Origin of the sequence: Peribacillus sp. NPDC094092 (assembly GCF_050279365.1) — a bacterium.
GTDB lineage: Bacteria > Bacillota > Bacilli > Bacillales > DSM-1321 > Peribacillus.
Map to the genome: position 1 here is coordinate 426,442 of NZ_JBNNUC010000003.1, position 19,593 is coordinate 446,034.

The 19,593-nt window shown below is 43.0% G+C and carries 21 protein-coding genes; 7 read left to right on the plus strand and 14 right to left on the minus strand.

Annotated elements, in window-relative coordinates:
- Positions 1-75 precede the first annotated feature (75 nt).
- Positions 76-1,278, plus strand: coding sequence for a cardiolipin synthase (cls, locus tag ACQKNS_RS17695; RefSeq protein WP_427644612.1), 1,203 nt, complete (start codon positions 76-78; stop codon positions 1,276-1,278).
- Between the two features lie 27 nt (positions 1,279-1,305).
- Positions 1,306-2,259, plus strand: coding sequence for a UV DNA damage repair endonuclease UvsE (gene uvsE / locus ACQKNS_RS17700; RefSeq protein WP_427644613.1), 954 nt, complete (start codon positions 1,306-1,308; stop codon positions 2,257-2,259).
- 51 nt (positions 2,260-2,310) lie between these two features.
- Here the strand turns inward: uvsE and argS are convergent, their stop codons facing one another.
- The 4 genes from argS to speE all read right to left on the minus strand — a co-directional run bounded on the left by argS (position 2,311) and on the right by speE (position 6,420).
- Positions 2,311-3,981, minus strand: coding sequence for an arginine--tRNA ligase (gene argS, locus ACQKNS_RS17705; protein WP_427644614.1), 1,671 nt, complete (start codon positions 3,979-3,981; stop codon positions 2,311-2,313).
- A gap of 3 nt (positions 3,982-3,984) precedes the next feature.
- On the minus strand, positions 3,985-4,425 hold the full coding sequence (locus ACQKNS_RS17710; RefSeq protein ID WP_427644615.1) for a DUF1934 domain-containing protein: 441 nt from the start codon (positions 4,423-4,425) through the stop codon (positions 3,985-3,987).
- A 274-nt stretch (positions 4,426-4,699) separates the two neighbouring features.
- Positions 4,700-5,578, minus strand: coding sequence for an agmatinase (gene speB, locus ACQKNS_RS17715; RefSeq protein ID WP_034315888.1), 879 nt, complete (start codon positions 5,576-5,578; stop codon positions 4,700-4,702).
- Positions 5,579-5,592: 14 nt separating this feature from the next.
- Positions 5,593-6,420 carry a spermidine synthase gene (gene speE / locus ACQKNS_RS17720; protein ID WP_427644616.1) on the minus strand — a complete coding sequence of 276 codons (828 nt, stop codon included), beginning with the start codon at positions 6,418-6,420 and terminating at the stop codon, positions 5,593-5,595.
- A gap of 207 nt (positions 6,421-6,627) precedes the next feature.
- Between speE and ACQKNS_RS17725 the strand changes: the two genes are divergently transcribed.
- Positions 6,628-8,697, plus strand: a complete 2,070-nt coding sequence (locus ACQKNS_RS17725) for a transglycosylase domain-containing protein (RefSeq protein ID WP_427644617.1) — start codon at positions 6,628-6,630, stop codon at positions 8,695-8,697.
- A gap of 152 nt (positions 8,698-8,849) precedes the next feature.
- On the opposite strand, the gene ACQKNS_RS17730 is transcribed toward ACQKNS_RS17725, so the two are convergent.
- Both ACQKNS_RS17730 and ACQKNS_RS17735 read right to left on the minus strand, forming a co-directional pair.
- A complete protein-coding gene (locus ACQKNS_RS17730) occupies positions 8,850-9,359 on the minus strand; it encodes a YwhD family protein (protein WP_427644618.1) in 510 nt (169 codons plus the stop codon).
- 41 nt (positions 9,360-9,400) lie between these two features.
- On the minus strand, positions 9,401-10,075 hold the full coding sequence (locus tag ACQKNS_RS17735) for a site-2 protease family protein (protein ID WP_427644619.1): 675 nt from the start codon (positions 10,073-10,075) through the stop codon (positions 9,401-9,403).
- Between the two features lie 139 nt (positions 10,076-10,214).
- Between ACQKNS_RS17735 and ACQKNS_RS17740 the strand changes: the two genes are divergently transcribed.
- Positions 10,215-10,400 (plus strand): 2-hydroxymuconate tautomerase, encoded by a 186-nt coding sequence (locus ACQKNS_RS17740; protein WP_034315897.1) that lies wholly within the window; start codon positions 10,215-10,217, stop codon positions 10,398-10,400.
- Between the two features lie 29 nt (positions 10,401-10,429).
- On the opposite strand, the gene ACQKNS_RS17745 is transcribed toward ACQKNS_RS17740, so the two are convergent.
- The 3 genes from ACQKNS_RS17745 to ACQKNS_RS17755 all read right to left on the minus strand — a co-directional run bounded on the left by ACQKNS_RS17745 (position 10,430) and on the right by ACQKNS_RS17755 (position 12,736).
- Positions 10,430-10,939, minus strand: a complete 510-nt coding sequence (locus ACQKNS_RS17745) for a YwgA family protein (protein ID WP_076368383.1) — start codon at positions 10,937-10,939, stop codon at positions 10,430-10,432.
- A 32-nt stretch (positions 10,940-10,971) separates the two neighbouring features.
- Complete coding sequence (locus ACQKNS_RS17750; RefSeq protein WP_427644620.1) at positions 10,972-12,279, minus strand: HD domain-containing protein; 1,308 nt, start codon at positions 12,277-12,279, stop codon at positions 10,972-10,974.
- 235 nt (positions 12,280-12,514) lie between these two features.
- The gene (locus ACQKNS_RS17755) at positions 12,515-12,736 is read right to left on the minus strand and encodes a DUF1450 domain-containing protein (RefSeq protein ID WP_048683566.1); all 222 of its coding nucleotides are present in this window, start codon (positions 12,734-12,736) and stop codon (positions 12,515-12,517) included.
- Positions 12,737-13,027: 291 nt separating this feature from the next.
- Between ACQKNS_RS17755 and ACQKNS_RS17760 the strand changes: the two genes are divergently transcribed.
- Complete coding sequence (locus ACQKNS_RS17760; RefSeq protein WP_427644621.1) at positions 13,028-13,774, plus strand: RsfA family transcriptional regulator; 747 nt, start codon at positions 13,028-13,030, stop codon at positions 13,772-13,774.
- Positions 13,775-13,984: 210 nt separating this feature from the next.
- Here the strand turns inward: ACQKNS_RS17760 and ACQKNS_RS17765 are convergent, their stop codons facing one another.
- Both ACQKNS_RS17765 and pta read right to left on the minus strand, forming a co-directional pair.
- A complete protein-coding gene (locus ACQKNS_RS17765) occupies positions 13,985-14,833 on the minus strand; it encodes a lipoate--protein ligase family protein (protein WP_427644622.1) in 849 nt (282 codons plus the stop codon).
- Between the two features lie 34 nt (positions 14,834-14,867).
- Positions 14,868-15,854: a phosphate acetyltransferase gene (pta, locus tag ACQKNS_RS17770; protein WP_427644623.1), complete on the minus strand. Its 987-nt coding sequence runs from the start codon at positions 15,852-15,854 to the stop codon at positions 14,868-14,870.
- A 258-nt stretch (positions 15,855-16,112) separates the two neighbouring features.
- On the opposite strand from pta, the gene hemQ reads away from it, so the two are divergent.
- Together hemQ and gerQ are read left to right on the plus strand one after the other, a co-directional pair.
- Positions 16,113-16,862, plus strand: coding sequence for a hydrogen peroxide-dependent heme synthase (gene hemQ / locus ACQKNS_RS17775; RefSeq protein ID WP_076368388.1), 750 nt, complete (start codon positions 16,113-16,115; stop codon positions 16,860-16,862).
- A gap of 413 nt (positions 16,863-17,275) precedes the next feature.
- Positions 17,276-17,788, plus strand: coding sequence for a spore coat protein GerQ (gene gerQ / locus ACQKNS_RS17780; protein ID WP_427644624.1), 513 nt, complete (start codon positions 17,276-17,278; stop codon positions 17,786-17,788).
- A gap of 75 nt (positions 17,789-17,863) precedes the next feature.
- Here gerQ and ACQKNS_RS17785 read toward each other — a convergent pair whose 3' ends face one another.
- The 3 genes from ACQKNS_RS17785 to ACQKNS_RS17795 form a co-directional block, all read right to left on the minus strand.
- On the minus strand, positions 17,864-18,232 hold the full coding sequence (locus tag ACQKNS_RS17785; protein WP_427644625.1) for a DUF423 domain-containing protein: 369 nt from the start codon (positions 18,230-18,232) through the stop codon (positions 17,864-17,866).
- A gap of 23 nt (positions 18,233-18,255) precedes the next feature.
- Positions 18,256-18,513 carry a YwdI family protein gene (locus ACQKNS_RS17790; RefSeq protein WP_069981729.1) on the minus strand — a complete coding sequence of 86 codons (258 nt, stop codon included), beginning with the start codon at positions 18,511-18,513 and terminating at the stop codon, positions 18,256-18,258.
- 269 nt (positions 18,514-18,782) lie between these two features.
- Entirely contained in the window at positions 18,783-19,463 is a 681-nt protein-coding gene (locus ACQKNS_RS17795) for a uracil-DNA glycosylase (RefSeq protein ID WP_427644626.1), read from the minus strand.
- Positions 19,464-19,593: the final 130 nt, after the last annotated feature.

Here is a 19,593-nt window from a genome sequence, read left to right on the forward strand (position 1 = left end):
CCCCTCCCCGCTTTTTAATGGTTACTGACGGGGAATTAGAGCCAAACTAAAAATAATCATTTAGGGGGGATTTTTTTGAAGATAATCACTACGATTGCCTCTATATTTTTATTGATCTTCTCTTGGTGCTGGGTTGATCTTAAGGTAGGGCATAGGCGTTATTTAAAGAAAGCTACCAGTATAAAATACCCGCCTCGGAACAGCGACATGACTGTATTCACGTCAGGGAAAACCCTGTTTGATGATTACATGAAGGAAGTAAAGCAAGCTCAGGATTCCATCCATATCCTTTTTTATATTATTAAAAAGGATAAATTCAGCAAGGACTTTTTGAAGTTACTGCAGTCAAAAGCGGAAGAGGGCGTGGAAGTGAGGCTTTTAGCCGATTGGGTAGGAAGTAAAGAGATGTCCCGCCAAACCATTCAGGAGCTAACGAAAAGCGGCGTTCATTTTTCTTTCAGCTTTAAACCGAGACTCCCCTTCCTTTTCTATACCATACAAAAAAGAAATCACCGTAAAATCACGGTGATAGATGGAAAAATCGGCTATCTTGGCGGCTTTAATATCGGTAAGGAGTATATAAACCAAGGGGAGAAGCTGAACCCGTGGAGAGATTACCATTTAAAAATGACCGGGGAAGGTGTAAAGGACCTTCAGGAAGTCTTCCTCTCGGATTGGTTCCATGATACAAACGAGGATTATAGAGGAACGCCTGCCTATTTCCCGAAATTGACTCCCGGGAGGCAGGCACAGCAATTTGTCGTCACGAATGGCAGTGATCTTGAACAATCACTGGCAAACATAATTCAGCAAGCCACTAAAAAAATCATTATCGGGACTCCATATTTCATTCCAAGCGAGACTTTATTTCAAGAATTAAGGGAAGCACTTGCACGCAATGTTTCCGTTACGATCATCGTACCTGAAATTTCAGACCATGCCCTTGTCAAGGAAGCTTCTTTTCCCTATTTCCGGGTACTAATAAAAGAAGGGGCTGAAATCATGCAATTTCAAAGAGGGTTCTACCATTCTAAAGTGATTCTGATTGATGATATACTGTGTGATATCGGTACGGCTAATTTTGATAAACGCAGTTGTTTTTTAAACAGTGAAATCAATTGCATCATATTTGACCGGACATTCATAGAAGATGTAGAAAAGGAGTTGGCAGTGGACCTAGCCGAATCCAAGCCGTTAAACGGGGACGAGATTTCTAACATGAATGTAATCCGTTCAGCAAAAGAATCGCTGGCTGCCATCCTTTCTCCTTTTCTTTGATATCCTGTTTCTCGAGGAGAAAATATAATGAAAATAAGATTTGGATTCGTATCCAATGCCACCTGTTTATGGGAAGCTTCTCCGGCTAAGACACTTACTTACAAGCGATATAGCTCACTTGGCGCGGAAAAAGGAATGAAAAAACTCCTGGATGTGACAAGGCAGAACATTGAAAATACCTTAAGGGTCCTTCAATATAACACGGCACACCAAATAGAAATATACCGGATGTCCAGTTCCATTGTTCCTTTAGCGACACATCCCGAAATAGAATGGGATTTCGTTACACCTTTTAAAAAAGAGTGGAAACAGCTTGGCGATTGGGCCACTGCACACAAGATGAGGATTAGCTTTCATCCCAATCAGTTTACGCTGTTTACCAGCCCTAAGCCCGAGATTACACAAAATGCCGTTAAAGATATGGAGTTCCATTATAAAATGCTTGATGCAATGGGCATTGCGGACACCTCTTTCATCAATATCCATGTCGGTGGGGCCTATGGTGATAAAGAGTCCGCCCTTGTAAGGGTTCATGACAACCTTAAATCGCTGCCTATGCACGTCAAGGAAAGAATGACTTTGGAGAATGATGATAAAACCTATACAGCATCTGAAACCCTGAGGGTTTGTAAGATGGAAGGCATCCCACTTGTATTCGATTACCACCATCATATCGCAAACCTTTCAGATGAGCCGCTAAACGAGCTGCTCACCGAGGTGTTCACCACTTGGAGGCAGGCAGGAGCGGTACCAAAGATTCATATTTCATCCCCAAAATCGGCAAGTGAATTTCGCTCGCATGCAGATTATATCGATTTGGACTTCATCATGCCTCTATTTAAAGTGCTTAAGGATCTTGGACAGGACGTCGATTTCATGATCGAGGCCAAGATGAAGGATCGGGCGATGTTGCAGCTGATTGAAGATATAGCTAAGGTTCGTGGTGTAAAAAGGGTAAGCGGCGGTGCCGTCGAGTGTTAATGAACCTAAAAAAAAAGCGGCTTGTTTCGTTAGAAACAGCCGCTTTTTCCATTACATTTTTTCCGGTGCCGAAACCCCGATTATCGATAATGCATTCTTTAAGGTAATTTGGACGGATTTGACCAGTCCTAAACGCGCCTTACTTCTTTCCATCTCTTCAACATCCAAAACCTTATCGGCATTATAGAAACTGTGGAATGTAGAAGCCAGGTCGAATATATAATTCGTCATGCGGTGAGGCATCCGTTTTTCGGCTGCTTCCGCAATTGCCTGCGGGAATTCTCCTAATTTCTTCAAAAGCTCCACTTCTTTTTCAGTAGATAGGGCAGAGAAATCAGTGACGCCTTCATAGCTGATTCCTTGTTCCACACCTTGACGTAAAATGCTGGAAATCCGGGCATGGGCATACTGTGCATAATAAACCGGGTTTTCATTGGACTGTGATACCGCAAGATCCAAATCGAAATCCATGTGAGTATCAGCACTTCTCATCGCAAAGAAATAACGGGTTGCATCCAGACCTACTTCATCAATAAGGTCACGCATCGTAACTGCTTTACCGGTACGCTTACTCATCTTCATTTTCTCGCCATCTTTGTACAGGTGAACAAGCTGGATGATTTCCACTTCAAGCTGCTCGCGTTTGTACCCCAATGCTTCGATCGCCGCTTTCATACGCGGTATATAGCCGTGGTGGTCTGCCCCCCAGATATTGATCAGCGTTTCAAAGCCGCGCTCCAATTTATTACGGTGATAGGCAATATCCGGTGTCAGATATGTGTAAGACCCATCCTGCTTAATAAGCACCCGGTCTTTATCATCGCCCAGTTCCGTAGAGCGGAACCATGTGGCCCCATCTTCCTCGTAAACATGGCCCCTGTCCCTCAACACTTTGAGTGCCTCATCAATTTTACCGTCTTGATATAGAGATGTTTCGGAGTACCATACATCGAATCCGACACGGAAATTACCCAAGTCCGTTTTCAGTTTTTCCATTTCATATTTCAATCCGTACTCACGGAAAAATTCAAAACGTTCCTTTTCGTCGGCATTTACATATTTATCCCCAAATTCACTGGCAAGCGTCTTGCCGATTCCAATGATATCTTCGCCATGATAACCACCCTCCGGCATATCCTTTTCGAGGCCAAGTGCCTGGAAATAGCGGGCTTCTATGGAAATGGCCAAATTATTGATTTGGTTTCCTGCGTCATTGATATAGTATTCACGTGAAACATCATAACCTGCTTTAGAAAGGACATTACATAACGTATCACCTACTGCCGCACCACGGGCATGACCAAGGTGAAGATCACCGGTCGGGTTCGCGGAAACGAACTCCACTTGGATTTTTTCGCCTTTACCAAAGTCACTTTCCCCATATGCTTCATCCACGTTCAAAATGACAGGAACCAATTCTGTCAAATAGGAATTATTCATGTAGAAGTTGATGAAACCAGGTCCTGCAATCTCGATTTTTTCAATGGATGCTTTTGAATTGTCGAAGTTTTCGATGATTGCTTCTGCTATCATCTTCGGCGCCTTCTTTGCAATCTTCGTTAATTGCATGGCCATATTCGTGGAATAATCTCCGTGTGTCTTATCTCTTGGCAGTTCCAATACCACATTTGGGATCTGCTCTTCCGTTGCCAATCCAGCTTTAATGACTGCCGCTTTGATCTCTTTTTTCAGTTTTTCCTGTACCTCTTTTACTATATTCATGCGTTATGCTTCCTCCTTGTAGGAAATCGTCATCTCATATTGACCGGGTTCGCTTCCCTGCATATGTAACGTATATATAAGGACAAGTTTCCCTTGTTTGGTCTGTTCATCCCATTGATGATGGATCTTCTTCGCGGCCGTCCGTAATCCTAACCTGCCATATATACTTTCGTAATGTCCATTTGTCGCTTCCTGCAGGCGGAAAAGCTGCCTCATTTTAATGGCGCCATTTCTGAGCAGAATCGTTTCGTCCGGTTTGTGCTTGATGGTCGTTTGTATTTGTCCTGCCTCATTTTCCTCTTTATATTGCAAATATAAATCTGCACCTTTATACATTTTTGTACCAAATGTCACCAGCTCATACGTTTCCGTTTCTGAGCCGTGCATGATTTTTGTCTGTAAAGTCACTTTAATAGCATGCCTATCTATATCATGAAGAGTCAAAGCTACACTTCCTTCATCATGTCGTTCTCAACTTTATAAGTATAAATATTCTTCAAGGAAGTTTCAACTTGGAGCGGAAAATAAAGTGTAAATCCAAAAGTGTGGGGATAAACTGTCGAAATCATGTCATTGCCATTCATTTGATTTTAACGCAATAATGACTCATTGGGGCGAAATTATTCAAAAATGATCCTTCTGATGTAAAATTCTTTCCCTGAATGGATAAAAAAAGACCATTCCCGCTAAAAAACGGGAACAGTCAAGTCTTTCATCATTAACCTTTTTGAACCCAACCTAGAATCATTTCGCGAATCAGCTTGCTAGCCGTGTTCGCAGTTTGCTCGGATGGATCATAAATCGGTGCCACTTCTACTAAATCGCAGCCGACTACATTAATCTCGGATCGTGCTATCTCGTGAATCGAAGCTAAAAGCTCTTTGGAAGTAATGCCTCCACAATCTACGGTGCCTGTCCCTGGCGCGTGCGCAGGATCAAGTACATCGATGTCGATCGTCACATATACAGGACGGCCGGCTAACTGCGGCAGTACCTCTTTCAGAGGTTCAAGAACTTCAAATTTAGAGATGTGCATGCCATTTTCTTTTGCCCATTGGAATTCTTCCTTCAAACCGGAACGAATGCCGAAAGAGTATACATTTTTCGGACCGATAAGTTCTGCGGATTTACGGATGATGGACGCATGGGAAAGCGGTTCTCCCTCATAATCCTCACGTAAATCTGTATGGGCATCCATATGGATGATGGCCATATCGGGATACTTTTTGAACATGGCTTTAATGACTGGCCATGTGACAAGATGTTCCCCTCCCATACCCATTGGGAACTTACCTGCATCCAACAAGCTGTCGACAAATTTTTCAATCATATCGATACTGCGCTGCGGATTGCCGAATGGCAATGGAATATCCCCGGCATCAAAGAATTTGACTTCCTCTAATTCACGATCTAAATATGGACTGTATTCTTCCAACCCAATCGAAACTTCACGAATCCGGGTAGGGCCGAATCGAGAACCGGGACGGAAACTTACCGTCCAGTCCATCGGCATGCCGTATAGTACAGCTTCTGATTCCTCAAAAACAGGGTGGCTTTTAATGAATACATTGCCTGAATAGGCTTCATCGAATTTCATGATCCATGCCTCCCTTATTTCACTAAATCTTGAACGAATTTAGGCAGAACGAATGCTGCTTTATGAAGTTCTTTTGTATAATATTTCGTTTCAATTTCATGGAAACTGTCTTCAGTCACTTCTAATGGATTATATTTTTTCGAACCGATCGTGAATGCCCAAAGGCCGCTTGGATACGTTGGGATATTCGCTAAATACAGGCTGGTGATTGGGAATATTTCTTTCACATCACGTTGTACATCGCGAATTAAGTCCGCCTTAAACCAAGGGTTGTCGGATTGGGCCACAAAAATCCCGTCTTCTTTCAAAGCTTTGGAAATCCCGGCATAAAAACCTTTTGTGAATAAATTGACAGCAGGTCCGACAGGTTCAGTCGAGTCAACCATGATCACGTCATATTCATTTTCACTTTTGGCGATGTGCATGAAACCATCCCCAACTTGTACGTCTACACGCGGATCTTCAAGCATGCCTGCAATTTCAGGCAGGAATTTCTTTGAGTATTCTATAACTTTCCCGTCAATATCCACCAATGTAGCTTTTTTTACGCTTGGGTGTTTTAGGATTTCCCGGATAACTCCTCCGTCCCCTCCACCTACAACCAAAACGTTTTCTGGATTAGGATGGGTAAATAAAGGAACATGGGCTACCATTTCATGGTAAACGAATTCATCACGCTGTGAAGTCATTACCATGTCATCCAGCAATAGCATATTGCCCCACTCTTCCGTTTCAATCATATCAAGCTTTTGAAACTCAGTTTGCTCCGTATGTAAAGTACGATTCACTTTCATCGTAATACCAAAATTCTCTGTTTGTTTTTCAGTAAACCAAATGCTCATTTATTAACGCTCCTTTTCCATTTCATATTGTCAGTCACCTTATAGGTTCCCCAAAATCGGTATAGTCATTAGCTAGAAAAATTATAGACGAATCTAGCAGAATTGCAAGATAAATTTCATAAATGCAGTTCTTATGTTTAAAATTTTCTTTTTTTTCCATAATAGTAATAGATACTAGATTCTTACCTGATAAGAGAGGTGAAAGCAATGGAATTGATTCCAAGCGAACGATTTAAAAGGACAACTAAATATGTACGGGCCATCATCATCCTTGCGGCAATCGGGCTCACGATACTTTTTGTATTGCTTCTCTCTTTACTGATTTATGCAAAAATATTAGGTCCTCCCCCTTTGGTCGTACCACAGTCCACCCTCTATTATAGTGATGATGGAAATGTGATCGGTGAAACAGATAATGGCCAGAAACGTTATTGGGCCGGAATGGAGTCAATTTCACCACAGCTCATCAAAGCGACTGTCGCCGTTGAGGACCGCCAATTTTACACTCATAATGGATTCGATATAAAGCGGATCGGCGGTGCCATCCTTGCTGATATTAAGGCAATGTCCAAAGTCCAGGGTGCAAGCACCATAACCCAGCAGTATGCCAGGAACCTGTTTCTTGGGCATGACAAAACGTGGTCGCGTAAGTTTAATGAGGCCTTTTATACGATACGGTTAGAAATGAACTACTCCAAAAAGGAAATTCTAGAAGGCTATTTAAATACGATTTACTATGGCCACGGTGCATATGGAGCCCAAGCTGCAAGTCAATATTACTTTGGCAAGGATGCCAAGGATTTGACTCTTCCTGAAGCAAGCATGCTGGCCGGAATACCAAAAGGGCCGTCAAACTACTCACCATTGGATAATTTTGAAAAAGCCAAATCAAGGCAGAAAGTTGTCCTGCAAGCCATGAAAAACAAAAACTACATTTCAGGAAAAAATATCGCGGAAGCGTTGCGGACATCCCTTACATTAAAGGGCGAGCACGGAACGGTCACCAATAAGACCGCTCCCTATTTCCAAGATGCCGTCAAGCAAGCTTTAAAGTCTCAGCTTCATTTGGATGACCGGACGATCGAACTCGGCGGACTTAGAGTCTATACAACACTGGACGAAACCCAGCAGGATGCTGCCGAGGAGGTTCTTTCCAATACCATACCCAAGTCTTCAGGCATTCAAGCCTCGATCGTGGCAATGGATCCTGAAACCGGGGAAGTCCGTGCGCTCGTCGGCGGTAAAGATTATTCCGAGTCGCCATTCAATCGGGCTACACAGGCCGTCCGCCAGCCTGGTTCAACCATGAAGCCGTTGCTATATTATTCAGCGCTGGAGAACGGTTTCACACCGTCCACCACCTTAAAAAGCGAGACAACTACATTTTCTTTCGATGATGGTCACTCATCTTACACGCCTCATAATTACAACCATCAATATGCGGAAGGCGAAATCACAATGGCCCAGGCCATTGCTCTTTCCGATAATATCTTCGCCGTAAAAACGCACTTGTTCCTTGGGGAACAGACATTGGTCGATACGGCGCGTCGTTTCGGAATCACGGCCAAGATGGATGCGGTTCCTTCCCTGGCACTCGGTACGTCAGGTGTAAGGGCGATTGAAATGGTGAACGCATACAGCATTCTGGCTAACGGCGGCAAGAAGGTTAAACCCGTGTTTATCAAAAAAGTTGAAAATCAAAAAGGTGAAGTGATTTTTGATGAAAATGAGAAAACGGAACAGATTTTGGATAAGGACAAGGCATTTGTCATGACCCAGATGCTTACAGGTGTTTTCGATGAAACCTTAAATGGCTATACGAAGGTGACCGGCAGCACCATAAGTTCCCAGCTGACCCGCCCATATGCCGGCAAATCAGGCTCCACGCCGACGGATAGCTGGATGATCGGTTACACACCGGGGCTTGTTGCAGGGGTATGGACTGGATATGATCAAGGCAAGAAGATCGAGATCCCTGCCGAAAAGGGCTATGCAAAGAAAATCTGGGCTTCCTATATGGAGAAGGGCCTAGAAGGGGAACCGGCAAAATCGTTTAAAGAAACCAAAAACGTAATCGGGGTGAACGTGAATCCCGTAAGCGGAAAATTGGCCACAAAGGAATGCCCTGTCTCAAGATTGACTTATTATGTTAAAGGAACCGAACCTGTCGAATACTGTACCGAGCACTTTAATGGCGAGAACCCGAATCATGCCCCAAAAGAAGAAGAACATAAAAAGGCACCGTGGTACAAAAGAGTCTTAAAACCTTGGGGATAACGAAAAACCCCCGAAGCCGGAAGCGGCTTCGGGGGTTTTTCTGTCCTAGTTCCACAGTGACTAAACTGCTGTCTTTAAGTTTACTGATTTTATCGCTTTCCTACAAGTGCATTTTTAACTAAACTTAACATTTCCATCCATTAAACAAGATTTCAAACCGTCAATGAATCCTTCAGCTGATCTGAAGAGCGCTCCCACATTCCTGCATCATGATTTTTCAGGAAGTCTGCAAGCACACGCTTTGATTTATCGTCCATGTCCTCGACGATGATTTTTCGTTTCAGCGATTTATCCATCCTGTTGACATGCTCCGGAAGCGATTTGTATCCGCGTCTAATCGACCTGTCGACCGTCATTTCACATGCTGTCACACCTGCGTAGTGCGGACCGTCTTGAGTGGCTTCAATGGTCACCCAAACAAGCCAGTAAGGTTTGGCATTCGGGACTTCCTCTTTAGTCTTTAAAAACTTGATCCCTTTTTCCACTGCACTTCTTGCATGCATCGCGCCGATATCGACCTCTGCTTCTCCTGCATCCACATCGATGATGACCGGCGAAATATTATCGAGCGTTAAAACCCCTGCCCCATATCCGCCATGACCTTCTGTAGGGTCATTTTTTATAATATTGAAGCCTACTTTTTTCTTTGGTTGTTCTTCCATGTTTATATCCCCCTTTATCGTTTGTCATTCTTTATTATTGGTTAAAAAAACAAAAGTGAAAAAAATTGACTCAAGATGTCTCCCACAAATCGGATACCAGTATCCAAAATCGGTCTGATTGTATATTGACTCAGCGGTGTGATGATCAGGATCAAGAAAATCAGGGAGCCATATTGTTCATACTGTGTCATTTTTGCCCGCAAGTCCGCTGAAACAAGATCCTGTACGATCCTATAACCATCTAGGGGCGGCAGCGGTATCAGATTAAATACAAATAAAAGGACATTTAAATTTATGAGTATATTTAAGAAGGGCTCGACGAAAAATGGTAAATCAGGTCCAACGCCAGCTGCAAGCAATCCGTAAAAAATTAAAAACCCCAAAATTGCAACAATCAAATTACTGAACGGACCGGCAAAAGAGACGAGCACTCCTGCCAATTTTGGGTTCTTGAAATGAAAACGATTAACCGGGACAGGTCTCGCCCAACCAAAACCGGCTATTAATATCAGCAATGTTCCGATCGGATCCAAATGAGAAATCGGATTCAATGTGACTCTTCCTTCATTCTTTGCAGTCGGGTCACCGAACTTATAGGCCACATAAGCATGGGAAAATTCATGAACCGTAAAGGCGATTAACAGTGACACAATGACATATGGAAGTTCTTCCAACCTATAAGCCAAAAACCGTTCTATTTGATCAAAGAATTCCATCGATAGCTTCTCCCCCATAGTTTATTACCGTTAGTATACATCAAAAGTCCAAGAAGTGAAAAAACTCTGACTTCCGTGTCTTGCAATTCTTTTACCAGTGTGAAACACTACAAGATAAGAGAGGAAGGGGGGAAAAGAGATGCCATATGTAACAGTCAAAATGCTTGAAGGCCGTACAGACGAACAAAAAAAGGCTTTAGTCGAAAAGGTGACTGCAGCCGTTACGGAAACAACTGGAGCACCAGCTGAAGCCGTGACGATTTTCATTGAAGAAATGTCAAAAAACCATTTAGCAGTAGCCGGTGTCCGTAAAAGCGATTTATAAGATTTACATAACGGGGAAAAGCTAAGCCATCAATTCGGCTTAGCTTTTGTTTTTAACTGCTCAATATATTCATATGCCTCATCAATTTCTTCAAGCGTATATTTCTGTTTGCTTTTCAGCGTGAAAATTTTCTCGGTGACTTCCTCTTTTTCAAGCGTGTCGAAGTATAGCACCGTTGAAACCAGCTCCAAAAAACGGGCATTCTGTTCATTCATATCCAGCAGGCATGCCTCAAGTGCCGGCATCTCCACTTCCTGAATGGATAGGAAATCCTGGCCGGCATCCGTTATCGAATAACAATATTGATAATAGCCTGCCTTTTTTTCCCTCACTTCATTCAAGTACCCCATCTCGCAGAGCTCTTCAATCCTTAATGTCAACTCCTCCGAATACGGTCCGTAAAAGTGAAACTGAAACTTTTCATGAAATGGGAAGGAAAGCTTCTTCGCAATATAAACGATTTTTTGCAACTTTTTCCGACCCGAGATTTCACCTGCAGTAGAAATTGCATTGATAATGTTTGCATGATCCTTAAACAAGGCTCGTCACTCCTCACCAAAAATGTACCACTTTAATCCGATAGCTCCAAAAGCTTACGAATCTGTTTTTTTATGTTTTTCTTCGTAGATTCATCACGCAATAAATCGGCTGGATAATATAACTTATGATCCGTTCTTCTTTTCCCTGAAATTGCATCGACAATTTCGGATTCACGCGATAATTCACGAATTTCGCCATTATTTTTCAGCAAGTGAATCGGCAGTCTCTCTTCTTCCTCACCTGGCCGGTAAAAATCATACGGCAGATCTGATGAAGAATCAACGACAAGATAATAATCCGGATCGATGCCTGCCTTCTTGAATAGCGTCCTTAATTCCATCAACCTGTTCATTTGACTGTTCGATGGATGGAATTCCACATATTTAAATAGTTTACGGTTAACGAAGCGAGTGCATAAATCTTTTAAAATCGCATCGTTCTCCTCTTCCCATGCTTCGAAATAATAGAGCATCACCGCTTCATCCATTTTCAAGTAGTCCTTTAAAGTCACTTCCCCCTTGAACAATGAATAAAAATGGTGCGGTTCTTGAGCAAACCCATAACCGGATTCATATAAATGTTTCGCCCTATGCAGAATCTTGGTAAGTATGACCTCCGCACTTCTCGTAACTGGATGGAAATAAACCTGCCAGTACATTTGGTAGCGACTCATGATATAATCCTCAACCGCATGCATCCCGCTTTGCTTTATGACGGCATGTTCTTCCCTTGGCCTCATTACACGCAAAAGCCTTTCCATATCGAAATGTCCATAACTAACGCCAGTGAAATATGCATCACGCTGTAAATAATCCATTCTATCAGCATCTATCTGGCTTGAAATCAGGCTGACTACTAATTTGCCTTTATAGGTTTTCGCTATGACTTCTGCCACTTTCTTTGGAAAATCACGTGCAACTCTAAGGAGGATCTTATTCACTTCCGTATCGCCGAGGATTATTTGCCGCGTGAATTGCTCATGATCCAGGTCAAACACTTTTTCAAAAGAATGAGAGAAAGGACCATGGCCCAAATCATGCAGCAGGGCTGCACACAAGGATAGTAACCGTTCCTCAGGTTTCCATTCCGGCCTGCCCTCGAAAACATCATCCACGATTCTCCGGACAATCTCATATACTCCGAGCGAATGGCTAAGCCGGCTATGTTCCGCACCATGAAAGGTCAAATAAGTCGTACCCAGCTGTTTGATCCTTCTAAGACGCTGGAATTCCTTCGTCCCTATTAAATCCCATATAACCCGGTCACGAACATGTATATATCGATGCACCGGGTCCTTGAATACTTTTTCTTCTTGTAATTTTTCGCCGGAATATTCCATGAACTACCCTCTTTTTCATAATCTCGATGCACTCATTATAGCGTGTTTTGACAAAAAACCCTAACATCCACCTTGCTAGTAAGAGAGGTCCTTTTGTAAGAAAACGGAAGTTTCAGTCTGATTTTGTCTTGAAAATAAGAAAATAAAAAATCACCGCAGTGTTTGAATCTGGGTGATGATTACTTCTTCCATTTATCATAAGCAAACAATCCACTCTACCTATATATCATGGATCCTACTTTAGTTTTTTATTGATTTTATCTAGTAACTCGTCTTCTGTCGGTGCAGCAACCGGACGGTTATTGACAAAGGCAAAAGACTTCTTTCTGCCAGGACCGCAATAGGATTGACAGCCCACTTCAATTTTCGCGTCGGGATCAAGCTTTTCAAGGCGCGGGATCAATGTTTTAATGTTCACCGCCAAGCAGTCATCGCACACTCTGAATTCATTGGACATCCTCCGGTCACCATCCTTTCCATGACAAACTATTTTTCATCCATTTATATGACTAAAGGGTATTTTACCGCTTCTACTTATGAATATCAAGAGGGCTTGATCATGTGAATAGGAAAGGGCATCCGTTGTAAAAGGATGTAATTCATCAAAAAACTAGTATCCTTTTAACCTTTTTGTATAAAAAATCCAGATTTTGTCCAAAATACTAGTAGAACACTCCATAATTCACTGCCACACGATATTTTATATAGTTATTTATTTTAAAAGTTACCAGAAAGGGAGTATGTAGAAATGAAGGTTCGTCAAGACGCCTGGACAGAAGAAGATGATTTGCTTTTGGCTGAAACGGTATTGCGCCATGTGCGGGAAGGCAGCACTCAGCTTAACGCTTTTGAAGAGGTAGGAGATAAATTGAACCGCACCTCTGCAGCATGCGGATTTCGCTGGAATGCAGTTGTCCGCCATAATTATGACAAAGCGCTTTCCCTAGCCAAGAAACAGCGTAAACAACGGCAAAGGATCCTTGGAAAAGATCAAGGAGGGAAAAAACGGCTCCTTTATACACCGCCGTCCCCAACGATTTCCGACATAATGGTTCCCCATGTACAAGAAGAGGAACTAGAGTTGAAATCAGAAGTCGATACTGCCAATTATGAAGCAGCAGAGGAATTCGTTGTGGCTGAAGCTCTCGCTCCTAAGACACAGCCCACACCAGCGACTTTGGAAACGGCCATGAGCCTTGATGCCGTCATCGCCTATTTGGAATCTATGAACGTCCGAATGCTTCAAGCTGAAGTATTAAAAACAGAAAATGAAAGATTGAAGCTTGAAATTAAAGGGCTGAAAAAGCGAAACGAAGATTTGGAGAATAAAATCAGCCACCTGGAACAAAACAGCGGCTTGATGCAGGAAGATTATGAAACTTTGATGAATATCATGAATCGAGCAAGAAAGCTGGTCTTGTTAGAGGAAGAGGAACGTCCGGCAACGAAGTTCAAGATGGACCGGAATGGCAATTTGGAAAAAATGGCCGAGTAATAAGATAATGTGGGGTTCAGTTATAATAGAACAACCACATGCCAAAGGCCGTTTCACCCATGTTTATTCGAAAAAGGGAGCCGACAAGGCTCTTCTTTTCATTTTCAGGGACTCCGCCTATCATACAGGCCTTTTACAGTTTCAGTGAATGCTAAAGTCGTATTAAATGAAAGAAGCCGTTCCTGAATTACTGGAACGGCTTCTTTCATATCAATCCTTTAATGCATCGAATACTTTATCATTGCGTTCCACCACTCTAGTCAAGTATGCCTCATACATCGGCCATTCCTGAACGGAAAGAGTGTCAGAGAATATCCTTTCGCTATGTTTCTTCAATACATGCAGGAATCTGAGCATAACGTCCTGAACACTCAATTGCACGCCCAACAATTCCGTTAGGGATGCCATTACCGAAGGGACGATATCAGGATAAGAGAATTTGGTTTCTGCATTTCCTTTAGCTGCATCATAAAAACCCTTCACGAGGCTGGCACGTTCAGACCCGCTTCCATTGACACACAAATAGATTTGCACCGCTACGCCATTGCGGATCCTGCGTTGGGATATCCCGGCAAACTTTTGCCCATTTATACTTAAATCATAGCTTCCAGGACAATAGGAACCGACGATTTCCCTTGCCTCCATCGTGACCGGGAAATCGGCAAACATCAATTGGACAAGCTCCCACATCGCATCATATCCACGATTGATTTCAATTTTCTGCTCGTTTTCAGGAAAAATGAGCGACAAATTAAGGACACCCTCATCCAGCACGACTGCCAGCCCTCCGGAATTCCTCACGATTGCCCGAAAACCATGTTCCTCCAAATGATCCAAACCCTTTTTAAGAAAAGGCAGCTTCGTATCCTGTATACCCATGACGATGGTTTGATGATGTACCCAGGCCCTGGCTACGGCAGCTGATTTACCTGACCCTACGGAAGCACAAAATGTATCATCCATCGCAAAGGACTCCAGAGCTGGAAATTGAGGTCCAACGGAAGATTGATCTATAATCCTCCACTCTTGCTGCATTAATAATGAATCTGTTTCACTCATACGAATCTCCCTCTACATTTAATCCTCAAGCTGCCTATTGATACTGCGCCACAAATCCCTGTGCCGCTGTAATGACAGCCAGTTTATATACATCCTCTTCATTGCATCCCCTCGAAAGGTCATTCACCGGACGGTTCAGCCCCTGTAGGATCGGACCGACCGCTTCGAAGCCACCCAAGCGTTGTACCATCTTATAGCTAATATTCCCCGCTTCGAGACTTGGGAAAATAAAAACATTCGCATCCCCCTGAATTAGGGAATCAGGCGCTTTTTTTCTTGCTACAGAAGGAACGAAAGCCGCGTCAAACTGAAATTCCCCATCGAGAATGACTTCAGGGTCCAATTCTTTTGCCAAATCGACAGCATCAACCACTTTTAAGGTCTCGGGGGATGTTGCCGACCCTTTCGTCGAAAAGCTCAGCATTGCAACACGCGGTTCGATATCGAACATTCGCGCAGTCTTCGCACTTTCTATAGCAATCTCAGCCAGGTCTTGGGAATTGGGGTTTATATTGATCGCACAATCCGCGAACACATATTTTTCTTCATCCCGGACCATGATGAATACTCCCGATGTTTTTTGGACGCCTGGCTTTGTTTTTATGATCTTTAAGGCGGGACGGACCGTATCGGCAGTGGAATGCGTTGCACCGCTCACCATTCCATGTGCCAGTTTCATATGGACGAGCATGGTTCCAAAGTAGTTCTCATCCAATAAGACTTCACGTGCTTGTACATCGGTCGCTTTACCCTCACGGACCTTCACGAAAGCTTCAACCATTTCATCCATCATGATATAATTCTTCGGATCATATATTTCGATTGCATCAAGGGAAATTTTCATATCTTTTGCCTTCTCTTGAATCAACCCGATATCCCCGATCAATACCGGTGTCACCAGTTTAGCTTTGGCAAGCCTTGCTGCCGCTCCCAAAATCCGTTCATCCAGCCCTTCTGGAAAAACGATCTTTAAATTATGCCCCATAACTTTCGCTTCCAATATTTCGAATAAATCACTCATTGGCTCTTCCTCCTTTTTAGATACGTTTTCCCTGTTTCCTTCTATATTTAACCATCCGGTGAAAATCCATAGTCGTCTTCCTCTAAGAATACTCTAGCAGCCAGGTAATTTCCAGCCACTTTGGTCCTCTGCCAATCCGCAAATTTGAAAATTGTTTGAACACCGAAAAACAGTGATGGTGTTTGCGGGTTGATATAAATTTCCTTATACTGAAACTATGTTATATTAAAGTTATAATAAGACATAGGAGTGATCGTAATGAGTGAAGCAGCACAAACACTGGACGGCTGGTATTGTTTACATGATTTCCGTCTGATCGACTGGGCTTCTTGGAAAACGTTATCAAGTGACGAACGCCAATTGGCCATCTCAGAATTCCAAGGTTTACTGGATAAATGGAATATGACACAAAGCGACAATGAAGGCAGCCATGCCCTATATTCCATCGTTGGCCAGAAAGCGGACTTCATGCTTATGTTTGCCCGCCCAACCATGGAAGAATTGAATGCAATTGAAAACGAATTCAACAAAACGAAGCTTGCCGAATATACGGTTCCCGCTTATTCATATGTTTCCGTAGTGGAATTAAGCAATTACTTGGCTGGAGGAGACGGTGAGGACCCTTACCAGAACCCTCATGTCCGTTCAAGACTTTATCCGATACTTCCAAAAGCGAAACATGTGTGTTTCTATCCAATGGACAAGCGTCGTGATGGCGATGATAACTGGTATATGCTTTCCATGGAAGAACGCAAAGGCTTAATGCGTTCCCACGGCTTGATTGGCCGCAGTTATGCCGGTAAAGTAAAACAAATCATTTCGGGTTCCGTCGGTTTTGACGATTATGAATGGGGCGTTACACTATTCGCAGATGATGTCCTTCAATTTAAAAAATTAATCTATGAAATGCGTTTTGATGAAGTGAGTGCACGTTACGCTGCATTTGGTTCTTTCTTTGTAGGCAATATCCTGCCGGAAGAAAACGTATCTTCATTCCTATACGTATAAGACGATGGGCTTCCGGTTTCCGGAAGCTTTTTTTACGTCCCCTCCTTTTTATTTTCCCCTGCTGTGGAATAAATCCATTCCATAGCCCATACATTTTCAATAGTGATGAATTTATTTTTTCACAGTCCCATTCAGCTTCAGGAAAATTGATCAAGGCAATTCCTGACTCTAGCGAGGTGAAGGAACGTTACTTCTATTCATTGGCCGGCAAGACGATATGGCTTATATCATGAACGGCAGCCGTTATGTATCGCTTAACTTTCATTGTGGTTTTTTAGGCCACCCGGGGATTGTCCAGAAAACCTATACAATACTACCGGTCGCTATAAATCGCACAGTTTCTCCCAGTCCACACTCTTGGATTGTCCAAATTCCACTGCATCAACTAAACCTTGAATTTAGGAGGGAATGCAATGTCACAAAATAATCCTTATGGTAACTACCCTTACGGGGGAAGCCCCTATTATCCCTATGAGAATAATGAGCCTGAACTAAGGCAGCAGAATCCTAACTTGCAGCAAGGTTACCCGCAGCAAGGATTCCAGCCATCATTCCAGCCACAACAGCCCACCATGGCAGGCACGCCACAACAAATGCCGATGACGATGGGTCAACCCCCTTCCGGACCACAGATACCTGGCATGCTTCCGGTCGAACAATCATACATCGAGAACATCTTGCGTTTGAATAAAGGGAAATTGGCCACGGTTTATACAACGTTTGAAAACAACAAGGAATGGAATGCCAAAATCTTCAAAGGAATCATTGAGGCTGCAGGACGCGATCACTTAATCATAAGCGACCCTCAAACGGGAAAACGGTACTTAATCCCGATGGTATACTTAGATTATATAACGTTTGATGAAGAAATCGAATATGAATATCCATTTGGAGGCGCTGGGCTTGCCACCTATTCGCCAAGGTGATTAAAATCCAATAAAGAAGAGCCTCAGAATCTATTTGATTCTGAGGCTCTTCTTATATTGGAATGACTTTTTCCATTACAAGTATTTATATGCAGCAATGATCATCAAGACCCAAGCAACCAGGAATGAAACCCCGCCAAGCGGTGTGATGGCACCAAGGATTTTGATTTGCGTAACGCTTAGAACGAATAGGCTTCCGGAAAACAGGATAATTCCTATTAGCATGAGCCAGCCGGACCAGTTGATCAGCGGACTTGAAACCTTCCCAGCCAATAAACCGATTACCAATAAACCCACCGCATGGAACATTTGATATTGAACAGCGGTTTGCCAGGTTTCTAAATATTTATCAGGAATTTTCCCTTCCAGTCCGTGTGCACCGAATGCACCTAGTGCCACAGCAATAAACCCATTCAATGCACCTAAAATGATGAACAGTTTCAATTATTTCACTCCCCTTCCCTTATTTAAAAATCGAACAAGGACTCTCCATTGGCCTCATCCATTTTAACCGGTTCTACATTCGGTGTAGCCGACATAACGGGCTGGGTCAATGTGATTGGCTTCGGTATGCTGATGTTCGCTGCTTTTTCATCCACCATTACTTCACAAAGGGACTTGATGGCGATTACATACCCCTGCACCTTATCCTCTGAATTTGCTTGTTTCGCTTTTAAAACAAGCTCTTCGATTTTATCCAACATTTGTCTTGATGAAATATCCAACTTTACCACCTCGTCTATATCAGGTCAAAACTATCATAACTAGCATAGCAAAAATCGGAGAAGAAAACACCTTGCATATTTCCTACCTCTTAATTGGCTTGGCATGAAATTTCAAGCATGGCTGTCCTGAAGAATGAAAGACATCAAGAGAAGGCTGGTTTGATGTTTTAAATTGAAAAGCACCGCAGCCCTTTGGAAAACTGGGATCCCAAGTTATATAGAAATGGCGGCACGCCATACAATTCGCCCGTTTCGTTTTCTTGCCCATTTCATCGGTTGGGGATTTTCCAATCAATTGGGGATTCCCCCATTTCCATCAGCAATTGATTTGTTGTGGAAAAAGGTTTGGTGCCAAAGAAACCACGGGAAGCAGACAGCGGACTCGGGTGTACGGACTTAATGATTTTATGACGGGTTTCATCAATTAAAGGGATTTTGGTTTGTGCAGGTTTCCCCCACAGGATGAATACAATCGGCTTTGGACGGTCATTCAATAGGCGAATCACTTGATTCGTAAAGATTTCCCATCCTTTTCCTCGGTGTGAGTGGGCCTCTCCATCACGAACAGTCAAGACGGTATTCAATAGGAGAACTCCCTGTTTTGCCCATTCGACTAGGTAACCATTATTCGGAACCTCATAGCCTAGATCTGTGTGCAGCTCTTTAAAAATATTTCTTAAAGAAGGTGGGATGCGAACCTCCGGCTTAACTGAAAAACTAAGGCCGTGCGCTTGACCAGGGCCATGGTAAGGGTCCTGTCCAAGGATGACAACCTTTACGTCTCCATAAGGAGTATAGTGAAGTGCATTGAAAATATCGTCCTGATCGGGATGAACGACTTGCTGACTGTACTCTTGCTTTATGAATTCCCTTAGCTTCTGGTAATATTCCTTTTTGAACTCCTCTTTCAATAGAGGCCACCAATCATTTGTTAATAACTGCTTTGCCATCTGCCACAGCCCCTCTCCACTTTTATGAAACTATATTATATCAAACTTCATCTCCCTGCATTTTTCCATAGATTACGATTTATGTTTCTATATACCCCAAAAGTGGGAAAACAGAAAGTTAGCAAGCAAT

Coding starts and splice junctions, on each gene's coding strand:
- speE (WP_427644616.1), bottom strand. CDS start 6,420: ATGAGCATTTGGTTTACTGAAAAACAAACAGAGAATTTTGGTATTACG.
- ACQKNS_RS17765 (WP_427644622.1), bottom strand. CDS start 14,833: ATGAGTGAAACAGATTCATTATTAATGCAGCAAGAGTGGAGGATTATA.
- speB (WP_034315888.1), bottom strand. CDS start 5,578: ATGAAATTCGATGAAGCCTATTCAGGCAATGTATTCATTAAAAGCCAC.
- ACQKNS_RS17735 (WP_427644619.1), bottom strand. CDS start 10,075: ATGGAATTCTTTGATCAAATAGAACGGTTTTTGGCTTATAGGTTGGAA.
- pta (WP_427644623.1), bottom strand. CDS start 15,854: ATGAGTGATTTATTCGAAATATTGGAAGCGAAAGTTATGGGGCATAAT.
- hemQ (WP_076368388.1), top strand. CDS start 16,113: ATGAGTGAAGCAGCACAAACACTGGACGGCTGGTATTGTTTACATGAT.
- gerQ (WP_427644624.1), top strand. CDS start 17,276: ATGTCACAAAATAATCCTTATGGTAACTACCCTTACGGGGGAAGCCCC.
- ACQKNS_RS17795 (WP_427644626.1), bottom strand. CDS start 19,463: ATGGCAAAGCAGTTATTAACAAATGATTGGTGGCCTCTATTGAAAGAG.
- ACQKNS_RS17760 (WP_427644621.1), top strand. CDS start 13,028: ATGAAGGTTCGTCAAGACGCCTGGACAGAAGAAGATGATTTGCTTTTG.
- ACQKNS_RS17750 (WP_427644620.1), bottom strand. CDS start 12,279: ATGGAATATTCCGGCGAAAAATTACAAGAAGAAAAAGTATTCAAGGAC.
- ACQKNS_RS17740 (WP_034315897.1), top strand. CDS start 10,215: ATGCCATATGTAACAGTCAAAATGCTTGAAGGCCGTACAGACGAACAA.
- ACQKNS_RS17725 (WP_427644617.1), top strand. CDS start 6,628: ATGGAATTGATTCCAAGCGAACGATTTAAAAGGACAACTAAATATGTA.
- uvsE (WP_427644613.1), top strand. CDS start 1,306: ATGAAAATAAGATTTGGATTCGTATCCAATGCCACCTGTTTATGGGAA.
- ACQKNS_RS17755 (WP_048683566.1), bottom strand. CDS start 12,736: ATGTCCAATGAATTCAGAGTGTGCGATGACTGCTTGGCGGTGAACATT.
- argS (WP_427644614.1), bottom strand. CDS start 3,981: ATGAATATAGTAAAAGAGGTACAGGAAAAACTGAAAAAAGAGATCAAA.
- ACQKNS_RS17730 (WP_427644618.1), bottom strand. CDS start 9,359: ATGGAAGAACAACCAAAGAAAAAAGTAGGCTTCAATATTATAAAAAAT.